Consider the following 10,258-nt stretch of genomic DNA (forward strand, 5'->3'; position numbering starts at 1 on the left):
CGGTCGACCCACCACTCCACCGCGCGCCGCGCCACCTGCGGCGGCACCGCCGGCGCTCCCGGGGCGGCCATCGGTCAGGCCGCCATCGCGAAGAAGCACTGCGTGCCGGCCTTCACGAGATAGCGCTTCACCGTCGCCAGCGACACGCCGAGTTCGCGCGCGATCTCGGCCTGCGTAAGCCCGTCGAGCTGCGCGAGCAGGAACGCCCGCTTCGCCGCGAGCGGCAGGCCGTCGAGCAACCGGTCGATTTCGAGCAGCGTCTCGAGCACGACGGCCCGCTCCTCCGGCGACGGCGAATAGGCTTCAGGGCGCTGCGCGAGCACATCGAGATACGCGCGCTCGATCTGCTCGCGCCGCCAGTGGTTGCTCAGCACGCGCTGCGCGACCGTCGTCAGGAACGCGCGCGGCTCGTCGGCGCCGATCGGCTCGTCGCGCGCGAGCAGGCGCATGAACGTGTCGTGCGCGAGATCGGCCGCGCGGTGCGCGCAACCGAGCTTCCGGCTCAACCAGCCGCGCAGCCACGCGTGATGGCCGGTGTAGAGGGCGTCGATTTCTCGATGGAGAGACAGCTTGTCAGCAGACATGGCCGGGTTCCGGGGTGCGCAGGCGTCAACGATTTTGTAAATGAGAATGATTATTATATACAAAACCGGGACGGCGACCGGCGTTCCGGTGCGCGGTGGCCGTTGCCGCGCTCCGTCGTGAGCGCACCGGTGGCGGTCACGCGCTGGCTTGGCACCAGCACGACGCTCCACGCAGGCACCGACAACGAGACAGAAATGGATGACCACGCCCCACGACACCGCCGGGCACGCGCAGCCCGTCGCTAACACATTCATTACAACGCGACCAAATCGATTCATTAAATAGTTATTTGACGGATCGATAACAATATCCCGGCCGCCTAGATTCTTCCTCAAATTGCCCGAAATTATCGCGAGATCTGCAAGCCGCAATGGCCAAATCGCGAAATGACAATCAATTGATACGCAATTTTCAACAATTCAAATCCCCCGATTGCAGAAATCGGAGGACATCCCTGTCTGCGTCAGGCCACAAAAGAGAATTTCATTTTTGTCGTTTTAATCGGGCTCGGTAGTCTCCTGCCATTCCGGATCACGAACACAAGCCAATGCGCAAGGAGATGACATGAAACGCACGACCCTCTCTCTGATTTCCATCGCTTCATTCGCGGCGATACCCGTCGCGCATGCGCAGTCGAGCGTCACGCTGTATGGCGTAATCGACACGTCGATCACCTACGTGAACCATGCGCAGGGCAAGGACAACGCGTGGATGCTCGGCAACAGCAGCGCGGGCAACCTCGCCGGCAGCCGCTGGGGCGTGAAAGGCACCGAGGATCTCGGCGGCGGGCTGAAGGCGCTGTTCCAGCTCGAGAACGGTTTCGACCCGAGCAACGGCCGGATGGGCCAAGGCGGCCGCATGTTCGGCCGGCAGGCGTTCGTCGGCCTGACGAGCGACCGCTACGGCACGCTCACGTTCGGCCGCCAGTACGATCCGCTCATCGATCTCGTGCAGGGCATCACCGCCGACAACTATCTCGGCAGCGTGTTCGCGACGGCGGGCGACGTCGACAACTACGACAACAGTTTCCGCGTCGACAACGCGGTGAAGTACACGTCGGCCGTCTATTCGGGCCTGCAGTTCTCGGCGATGTACTCGTTCGGCGGCATCGCCGGCAGCACCGGCGCCGCGAATTCGTATTCGGCCGCCCTGTCGTACAACAACGGGCCGTTCAGCGTCGCGGGCGGCTACTTCCACACGACCAACAGCCCCGCATCGAACACCCAGCGCAGCGGCTGGACCAGCTCGTCGGACGGCACGTTCGACGGCCCGGTCAACAGCGGCTATGCCAGCGCGCATTCGATCGGCATCGCGCGCATCGCGGGCCAGTACGTCGCCGGCCCGTTCACGTTCGGCCTCGGCTACAGCAACGCGCAGTACCGCCGCGATGGAAGCTCGGTGTTCGGCTCGAACGAGCACTACAACACGGGGCAAGGCTTCGTGAACTACCAGGCGACCAATGCGCTGCTGGTCGGCGTCGGCTACAGCTATACGCGCTCGGGCGGCGACACGTCGGCCACCTATCACCAGGTATCGGCCGGCGCGGACTACAACCTGTCGAAGCGCACCGACGTCTACCTGACCGCCGCGTACCAGCACGCAAGCGGCCAGACCGGCGACGGCAAGGGCGGCTCGATGGCCGCGCAGGCGTCGATCGGTTCGTACGGCTATGCGGGCACGAGCTCGCAGACGATGGTCAACCTCGGCCTGCGCCACCGCTTCTGATGCAAAACGGCCGGCTGCGCGCCGCGCGGCCGGTCGAATCCGCATTCACCGGTACGGCGGCTTCGGCCGCCGTTGTTTTTGAATCGCCTTTTCGTCGCCCTTTTCGACCCGGATATCGATTGCCGCGCATTTTTCATCCGGTTCGATTCAATACCGATTTCCCGAAGCAAATGACGCGACGCGTCAGTATTCCGACGCCTCCACTGCCCCGGCATTCGCACGAAAATCCGGCCATTTTTACCGATAATGCTTCGCCGCCCCCCGCGATCGGGGCCGATAAAAATGCGTGGCGAACGCATGGGCAAATGCAAAGGAAAGTTTGACGCGAGCCATTTGCCTGCTCGCTATGGCACACTTCGCGTCTGCGTAATTTCCTTGCACCGGGCGGCCGGATTCCGCCCCATCCTGCCATGCCGCGTCAGACAACCCGTTCGATCAGCCGAGCAACGCTGAAAATCGCCGCGACGATAGCAATGTCGTGCGCGCTGCACGGCGTTGCGCGGGCCGATTGCCTCGACGACGCGGCCGCGTTCCAGCACGTGAGCGTCAGCCTGATGCGCGGCATCGCGCAGGTCGAGTCGGGCATGAATCCGAGCGCCGTCAACACCAATACGAACGGCACGGTCGACATCGGCCTGATGCAGATCAACAGCACCTGGCTGCCGACGCTCGCGCGCGAAGGCATCACGCGGGAGAGCCTGTTCGATGCGTGCACGAACGCGTATGTCGGCGCGTGGATCCTGTCGCAGAACATTCGCCAGCTCGGCGCCAACTGGAACGCGATCGGCGCGTACAACTCCGCCTCGCCCGACAAGCGCCTCGCGTATGCGCGCAAGGTCTATGATGCAATCCGGACCATGCCGGATTCGCCGGATACTCCCATGCCTATCCTTCCACCGTCCTTTACGCCGCCGCAACAGGCCCAGGCGTACAACCCGTTCGCGAGCCTGAGCGTGTCCGCCCCGCAGCAGGTCACGCGGCCGCGCACGATTTCGTCGGCCCCGCCGCCTCCGCCGCAGGGCGGCCCCGCCGGCCCGGCCGGCACGTACAACTTCGGCTGGACGGTCACGGGTGCGGACCAGGCGAAGCCGACCCAGGTCTTCGACGACGGTGCGCGGATCTACGTGCAGTTCAGCGACATGAAGCACCTGCCGGCGATCTTCACCGAGACGTCGTCCGGGCGCGTGCTGATGTCGTGGGAGCTGCAGTTTCCGTATGCCGTCCTGACACGTCCCGCGCAAACGTTAATCTTCCAGCTCGGGCCGTTCGAGGCGCGCGCGCAGCGTAGCGCAGGCAACGGCGCAGGCATGACGGCGCAGGCTGGGACGGGGAGCACGGCGACGGCCGCGGCCGCGGCTGCGGGCTCGAAAAAGTCGGCGAATCCGGCGGCGAATGCGGCAGCCAGTCCGGCGGCAACGGCATCAAAACGCACTGCGTCGGCCGATGCGCTGTGGTACGTGAATACGCCTTCGACGTCGGGCACCACGGCGGCCTCGCCGTCGACCGCGAACGTTCCGGCCACGCTGCCGACCGCCATCACGTCGAACACGCCGCCGCCCGCGCCGGCTCAAGTGCCGGCTGCAGCCGCTCAGCCTTCGCGCGCCAGCGCGGATGCGCTGTGGTACATCTCGAAGTAACGCGCCGCCGATCGCACGCGTCGCGCGGCGATCATTGCTCGACGGTCGGCGGCAGCTCGGGGGCGTTCATGTCGTCCACCCATTGCAGGTCGGCCGTGCCGTTTTTCCTGAAATACACGCGCAGATAGCGCGACGTCGACGATTCCGGCCGCGGAATCGTCACGTCGATCGTCTGGTGTTCCGCTGCGACGCCGCGCTCGATCTCGGCCAGCGGTTGCGCGAACACCCACGCCAGCTTCACCGTTTGCCCCGGCGTGACCGTGCAGCCACAGGCGAACCCGCCGCCGCCGCCAAAGGCCTCACCTGCCTCCCGCGCGGACGGGTTGCCGAAGCATCCCGACTTGTGTTCGTTGTCGAGCCAGAACTCGTGAAGCTTGCGGGTGTACTCGTTATAGCCGGTGATGCAAACGGTGCGAGGCGCTGCCGATGCGTCGACGCCATGCTTGTCGCATGCGGCAAGCATGGCCAGCCCGACCAGCGCCACCCCGCCCACCCCTACCCTGGATTTCATCGACACTCTCACGAACCTGCCTCGTTGTTGCTTTCGCTCCACAGCGGCGAATCGAACCCGTTACGTACATCGCCGCCCGGAAAGACTCCGCGCGTCACGAACGCAATGCACGCATCAACGACGGGGAGCGCACCAAGGATCATGACCATCCGACCCGGCATGATCCTGGCTACCTGTGCGGTGCCTTCGGCCCACCGACCGGAAACACCGGTGCCTACCTTATCGCTCGGTCAGTTCGACGGCCGGTAGCGTATCCATCGGCGTCACTATCTTCCCGCTCATTACCTCGGGAGACTGGATGTTGAGCTTGACGCTGCCTGCAATCCGGTAGCTGCCCGAACCGATCTGCTGCCCGGACGAGCCCGGTGCAAACGCCAACTCGTCATAGGGCACGCTGAATTCGACCCGGATCTTCTGCCCCGGCTTGACCGAAATCGCGGACGCATGCATGCGCGACGCGGGGCTCAGGTACTTCTCGGAAAGCGCGACCCTGAACTCGACACCTGAATCATTCCATGCGTGAATCTGAGCGTACTGATCGCTCCAGAGTCCGAGTTTCGGCGACCACTTCTCAGGGCCGTCGATCACCACGTCCTGCGCCCCGTCATTCCCAAGCACGATATCGATCACCAGATTTCGCGCGGCAGAATGTACGTCAAACGCCGGATGCAGATTGATTTCCGGTATGCCGTCCGCTAGCAGATCCTGCGCAATTTCGGCAAAGACCACCAGCTTGCCGGCGATCTCGTCGCTGGATCGATACTGAAGAGCGCCCTCGTATCGTGCTCCGTTCCGTTCGAACGAATATCTCAGGACCGAACCGATATTCCGGCCCCGGACCGACGCGATCTCGTGATTGGCCAGCATCTGCTTGATCCGGTCGATCTCCGGCCGGTAGCGGCCGTTCAGCTCACCCGTGTACTTGCCGATTCCCTTGTACTTCGCCTCCGGCATCAGCTCCAGCTCACGCCCGTGCGAATAATAGGTGGCACGATTGCCGTCGATCGCGACGGCCAATCGAGGCGAAGGCTTGGGCTGCCCGGGGCTGTTGCCAATCGAGAAGTAGTCGCCGGTCATTTCAGCCAGCGCGGCTGCCGGCATCCCGAACAGAAGCGCCGGAATCAAACAACCGATCGCATACCACCTCATCCCGGTATCTCCCTTCTTGCGTTAGACGCGGCATGTCTTCCGTCGACGCAATACGTCGGCACGTCAAACGCCTGGCTCATGCCCCCTCGCCCGTCAGGTTCGGTGCGGTCGTCCAAACCGATGAATGCCGGCCGCGCGCAACGCCGCCGCCGGCCCGACGCGTCACCCGCGCCGCACCCAGATCACCTTGCCATCGCGAATGCCGAGATTGCGGCGTTCCTGCCGGTAATCCATCGTGCCCGGCAATGCCTTGCCGTCGCGCTCGAGCACGCGCCACAGGCAGCCGTCCAGTTGCGCCGCCGCATCGGCCTCGGCCTTGCCGACCAGCGCATCGTCCGGCCCCGCGTCTGCCTTGCAGGCCTGCGACGTGCCTGCCGGCTCACCATTCATCACCATGCCGCCTGCGGTCGCATTCTTCGTTTTCATGTCCGTGCATCCCGCAAACGTTGCGCCCGCAACCAGCGCCATCATCATCGCGATCGTCTTCTTCATCGGATTCTCCCTGTTGCGCCCGGCGGAACCTGTGCGGCGCTCCCGGCCGACCGGGCATTGCATGCGTGTTCGGTCCGCGCGCACGGGCCACGCCGATGCTGCGCGCCCCGAGCCGCGGGTTCGGCCTGCCGCCGAAGCCGCCTGCATGTTACCGCACGCCGCGCGGCGTGACGGCACGGGCGTGCCGGCTGCGCCGCTCGATGCGTGCCGCGACAATCCGCTCAGAACTTGTAGGTCGCGCCCGCGATCGCGTAGTAGTTGCTGCGCGACTGGACGATCGGGCTGTCGCCGTAACGGCCGAGCAGCCGCGTCACGCCGCCGGTCGCAAGCACCGACCAGTGCTGCGACAGCGTCCAGTTCCACGCGACCGCCATCGACGCGCTGTCGATCCCGCCGCTCGTCGAATACGGCCGGAACCGGCTCGTCATCGACTGCGCATCGGTCACGCCGTAGAACGTCTGCGTATAGCGCCCCGAGCCCGCGTGCACCGTGCCCGTCACGATGATCTCGTGTTGCGCGGTCTTGAACACCGGCACCGCGAGATCCATGTGCCCCGACACGCCGTGCGACGTGTGCGTCACGGGTGTGTCGATCGTGACACTCAGTTCCGCCGCGTTGAACAGCGTCACGCCCGCGCGCACACCGACCAGCACCGAGCCCGGAATCCGGCCCATGCCCTTCAGGTAGTCGGAGCCCGGCAAGTCGAGGCGGTTCTCGTCGGCTCGACCCGCGTCATAGCTCACGGCCGCCGACACGAACGCCCCGTGCGGCAGGTCCAGCCGGTAACCGGCGCCCTGGGTGCTGTCGATGAAGAAGCCATTGCCGAACTTCGCCGAAAACCCCGGCGCAACGACGCCGCGAGACTGGTTGCTGCCCGGGTAGCGCGGCGCGATACCGCCACCCAGCGACAGCGAATACTGGTTTTCCGCGTGGGCGGCGGCGGCAAGGGTCAGGCCGGCGAGCGGCATGCAATAGCGGTAGCGGCGGAGTATTGGGCGCACAATATTGAGATAGGAGTGACGGAGCCCGCAGTCTAGGGGCCGCCCTGCGCCGAGACTGTCCTGAATATTCGGAGAATCTGTGCTCAATTGTGTTCGATTGTTCGAGATTGTCGTCCCGCTCCCCCAGCCTTCGGTGCGCCGGATAGAATTCGCGTGCCGCGCCGCGCACCGGCTTGCCCGGGTGTGAGTTGGCGCGGGCATCAAGAGGAGACCATGAACGAAGATCCACTCAAATACCGTGTACTGCTGATCGAGGACGACGACCGCCTGGCGCAGCTCGTCCGCGAATACCTCGACGGCTATGAATTCGCGGTGACGGTCGTGCGCCGCGGCGACCTCGCCGTCGCGGCGGTGCGCGAGCACCAGCCGGCCCTCGTGATACTCGACCTGATGCTGCCGAACCTCGACGGGATGGAAGTCTGCCGGCGCATCCGCGCGTTCACCAACGTCCCCGTGCTGATCCTGACCGCGCGCCTGGACGTCTACGACCAGGTCGCGGGCCTCGAGACGGGCGCCGACGACTACGTGACGAAGCCGATCGAGCCGCGCGTGCTGGTCGCCCGCGCCCGCGCGCTGCTGCGCCGTGCGCAGCCGGCCGTCGCGGAAGCGCCGGTGGCCACGCCCGAAGCGCTCGTGTTCGGCGAACTGGCGATCTCGCCGCCGAACCGCACCGTCACGTGGCGCGGCGAGCCGGTCGACCTGAAGACCGCCGAATTCAACCTGCTGCTGATCCTCGCGCGCGCGGCCGGCACCGTGCTGAGCCGCGACGACATCCTGAAGCAGTTGCGCGGGATCGAGTTCGACGGACTCGACCGCTCGGTCGATTCCGGCATCTCGAAGCTGCGCCGCCGCTTCGAGGATGCGTCGTCGGAGCCGCACAAGATCAAGACGATCTGGGGCCGCGGCTACCTGTTCAGCCCTTCTGCGTGGGACGAATAAATGCTCCGCCCGTTGATTCGGCTGTATCTCGTCGTCATCCTGTTCGTCGCCGCGTCGATCATCTTCATCCAGCTGTCGTTCGACCGGATCTTCTACGATCGCAGCGCGCAGGCCGAGCGCGATTCGTTGACGACCTACGCGTTCGTGCTCAACGACTACCTCGAACGCTATCCGGGCGAGCAGCGCAAGCTGGCGCTGCGCGAGCTCGCGAAACACGGCAACGAAAGGTTCGACTTCATGCCGATGGCCGCCGCCCGCGCGCAATTGAGCGGCGAGCCGCTGCGCGATCTCGACGCCGGTCGGATCTCGATCAGCTACGACGGCAAGGATTACTACATGCCGCTCGCGGATGGTTCGGTCCTGCATGCGCGGCCGATCGAAGCGTTCAGTCTCGACATCAAGATCTATGCATACATGCTGCTCGCGCTCAGCACGCTGCTCGCGGTGGTGCTGTGGGTTCACTATCACTGGCGCGACCTGCGCCGGCTGCAGGAAGCCGCACGCGCATTCGGCGCCGGCACGCTGTCGACGCGCGTGAAGCTGTCGGGCAAATCGAACATCTACGAGCTGTCGCAACAGTTCAACGACATGGCCGAGCGCATCGAGGCGTCGATCAAGCAGCAGCGCGAAATGATGCACGGCATCTCGCACGAACTGAAGACACCGCTCGCGCGGCTCGAATTCGGGCTCGCGCTGCTCGCCGAGCCTGACGAAACGGGACGGATGCGCGAACGTCGCGATGCGCTGCGGCGCGACGTGCGCGAACTCGACGAGCTCGTCACCGAGCTGCTGACGATCGGCCGGCTCGAACAGGGCGCGAGCCAGCTCGCGCCGATGGAAGTCGTCGTCGATGCGCTGATCGACAGCGTCGCCGGCAGCGTCGCGAACGACATCGCCGATCGCGGCATCACGCTCGACGTGTCGGCGCTCGGTGCGCCCGCGACCCATGTGTGCGACCCGAAGCTGGTCGCCCGCGCGCTGCTGAACCTGATCCGCAACGGCGCGCGCTACGCATCGCGCACGGTGCTGCTCGCCGCCGAGAGCACTGCGTCCGGCGCGCTCGTGCTGAGCGTCGACGACGATGGCCCCGGCATTCCGGCCGCCGAGCGCGCGCGCGTGTTCGAGCCGTTCCAGCGGCTCGACTCCAGCCGCGACCGGCAGACCGGCGGCTTCGGGCTCGGGCTTGCGATCGTGCGACGCGTCGCGCTGGTGCATGGGGGCGACGTACGGCTCGAGGATTCGCCGCTCGGCGGCGCACGCTTCGTGATCACGCTGCCCGCGCTGACGCTGCCCGACAATCTGTTCGATTTGCCGGATACCGTCACGAATCTCGACACGTTCGGCGGCAGCGCCGGCATGGCCATCCCGCGGCAATGAAGCGCGCGGCAGGACGCGCCCTGGCCGCCCTCGCCTGACCTGCGCGCCGCTCAGCGGCGGCGCAGCAGCGCGACGAAGAACAGGCTGCCGAACATCGCGGTCACGATCCCGATCGGCAGATCCTCCGGTGCCGCGAGCGTGCGAGCGGCCACATCGGCCCAGACGAGCAGGATCGCACCGGACAGCGCGGCCACCGGCAGCAGCCTGCCGTGCTCGGCGCCGACGACACGACGGCACAGGTGCGGCGTCACGAGCCCGACGAAGCCGATCGCCCCGCTCACCGCCACCATCGCGCCGGTCGCGAACGACGCGACGACGAAGACCTCGCGCCGCATCCGCGCGCTCGGCACGCCGAGCGTAGCCGCGGCAACATCGCCCAACATCAGCGCATTCAGTTCGCGCCGGCGCGCGTACAACGCGCCACCGGCGAGCACCGCGCATACGGCCGGCACCGGCAGCAGGTCCCAGCGCGCGAGCCCGACGCCGCCGAGCATCCAGAACAGCACCGACGACGCGGCGCGCTGGTCGCCGAGATACAGCAGCAGGTTGCCGAACGCGGCCATCATGAACGACACCGATACGCCGGCGAGCAGCAGCCGGTCCGACTCGAGCCGGCCGCGCCGGTAAGCAAGCGCGACGACGCAGGCAGTCGCCGCGAGCGCGCCCGCGAACGCGGCAGCCGACAGCGTGAACGGGCCGAATGCCGCGCCGGCCAACACCGTGACCGCGACGGCGCCGAGCATCGCGCCCGCACTCACACCGAGCAGGTGCGGATCGGCCAGGCGGTTCGCGGTCGCCGCCTGCAGCGCCACGCCGACCGCTGCCAGCGTCGCGCCGACGAT

The 10,258-nt window shown here is 66.2% G+C and carries 10 protein-coding genes; 4 read left to right on the forward strand and 6 right to left on the reverse strand.

All coding sequences use genetic code 11. The features are described 5' to 3' along the window. Window positions 1–74 precede the first annotated feature (74 nt). On the reverse strand, window positions 75–584 hold the full coding sequence (locus tag G3O00_RS35115; RefSeq protein ID WP_206145730.1) for a sigma-70 family RNA polymerase sigma factor: 510 nt from the start codon (window positions 582–584) through the stop codon (window positions 75–77). Between the two features lie 565 nt (window positions 585–1,149). Here G3O00_RS35115 and G3O00_RS35120 point away from each other — a divergent pair. Further along, on the forward strand, window positions 1,150–2,310 hold the full coding sequence (locus G3O00_RS35120; protein ID WP_206145731.1) for a porin: 1,161 nt from the start codon (window positions 1,150–1,152) through the stop codon (window positions 2,308–2,310). A gap of 410 nt (window positions 2,311–2,720) precedes the next feature. After that, the gene (locus G3O00_RS35125) at window positions 2,721–3,947 is read left to right on the forward strand and encodes a transglycosylase SLT domain-containing protein (protein WP_174935329.1); all 1,227 of its coding nucleotides are present in this window, start codon (window positions 2,721–2,723) and stop codon (window positions 3,945–3,947) included. Between the two features lie 31 nt (window positions 3,948–3,978). On the opposite strand, the gene G3O00_RS35130 is transcribed toward G3O00_RS35125, so the two are convergent. The 4 genes from G3O00_RS35130 to G3O00_RS35145 form a co-directional block, all read right to left on the reverse strand. Next, a complete protein-coding gene (locus G3O00_RS35130; RefSeq protein WP_206145732.1) occupies window positions 3,979–4,458 on the reverse strand; it encodes a hypothetical protein in 480 nt (159 codons plus the stop codon). A gap of 219 nt (window positions 4,459–4,677) precedes the next feature. After that, window positions 4,678–5,607 carry a hypothetical protein gene (locus tag G3O00_RS35135; RefSeq protein ID WP_206145733.1) on the reverse strand — a complete coding sequence of 310 codons (930 nt, stop codon included), beginning with the start codon at window positions 5,605–5,607 and terminating at the stop codon, window positions 4,678–4,680. A 162-nt stretch (window positions 5,608–5,769) separates the two neighbouring features. Then, window positions 5,770–6,099, reverse strand: coding sequence for a hypothetical protein (locus tag G3O00_RS35140; protein WP_011351662.1), 330 nt, complete (start codon window positions 6,097–6,099; stop codon window positions 5,770–5,772). A gap of 221 nt (window positions 6,100–6,320) precedes the next feature. After that, a complete protein-coding gene (locus G3O00_RS35145) occupies window positions 6,321–7,067 on the reverse strand; it encodes a MipA/OmpV family protein (RefSeq protein WP_011351661.1) in 747 nt (248 codons plus the stop codon). 246 nt (window positions 7,068–7,313) lie between these two features. On the opposite strand from G3O00_RS35145, the gene G3O00_RS35150 reads away from it, so the two are divergent. Further along, on the forward strand, window positions 7,314–8,039 hold the full coding sequence (locus tag G3O00_RS35150) for a response regulator (protein ID WP_011351660.1): 726 nt from the start codon (window positions 7,314–7,316) through the stop codon (window positions 8,037–8,039). After that, complete coding sequence (locus G3O00_RS35155) at window positions 8,040–9,416, forward strand: ATP-binding protein (protein ID WP_206145734.1); 1,377 nt, start codon at window positions 8,040–8,042, stop codon at window positions 9,414–9,416. A 50-nt stretch (window positions 9,417–9,466) separates the two neighbouring features. Here the strand turns inward: G3O00_RS35155 and G3O00_RS35160 are convergent. After that, a partial coding sequence (locus G3O00_RS35160) for an iron ABC transporter permease (protein WP_206145735.1) occupies window positions 9,467–10,258 on the reverse strand: 792 nt, incomplete at its 5' end.

It is taken from the genome of Burkholderia sp. Ac-20384 (assembly GCF_017104605.1).
GTDB classification, from domain to species: domain Bacteria; phylum Pseudomonadota; class Gammaproteobacteria; order Burkholderiales; family Burkholderiaceae; genus Burkholderia; species Burkholderia lata.

Excerpts from the sequence above, each read along its gene's own strand:
- G3O00_RS35115 (WP_206145730.1), bottom strand. The coding sequence starts at position 584 with ATGTCTGCTGACAAGCTGTCTCTCCATCGAGAAATCGACGCCCTCTAC.
- G3O00_RS35120 (WP_206145731.1), top strand. The coding sequence starts at position 1,150 with ATGAAACGCACGACCCTCTCTCTGATTTCCATCGCTTCATTCGCGGCG.
- G3O00_RS35125 (WP_174935329.1), top strand. The coding sequence starts at position 2,721 with ATGCCGCGTCAGACAACCCGTTCGATCAGCCGAGCAACGCTGAAAATC.
- G3O00_RS35130 (WP_206145732.1), bottom strand. The coding sequence starts at position 4,458 with ATGAAATCCAGGGTAGGGGTGGGCGGGGTGGCGCTGGTCGGGCTGGCC.
- G3O00_RS35135 (WP_206145733.1), bottom strand. The coding sequence starts at position 5,607 with ATGAGGTGGTATGCGATCGGTTGTTTGATTCCGGCGCTTCTGTTCGGG.
- G3O00_RS35140 (WP_011351662.1), bottom strand. The coding sequence starts at position 6,099 with ATGAAGAAGACGATCGCGATGATGATGGCGCTGGTTGCGGGCGCAACG.
- G3O00_RS35145 (WP_011351661.1), bottom strand. The coding sequence starts at position 7,067 with ATGCCGCTCGCCGGCCTGACCCTTGCCGCCGCCGCCCACGCGGAAAAC.
- G3O00_RS35150 (WP_011351660.1), top strand. The coding sequence starts at position 7,314 with ATGAACGAAGATCCACTCAAATACCGTGTACTGCTGATCGAGGACGAC.
- G3O00_RS35155 (WP_206145734.1), top strand. The coding sequence starts at position 8,040 with ATGCTCCGCCCGTTGATTCGGCTGTATCTCGTCGTCATCCTGTTCGTC.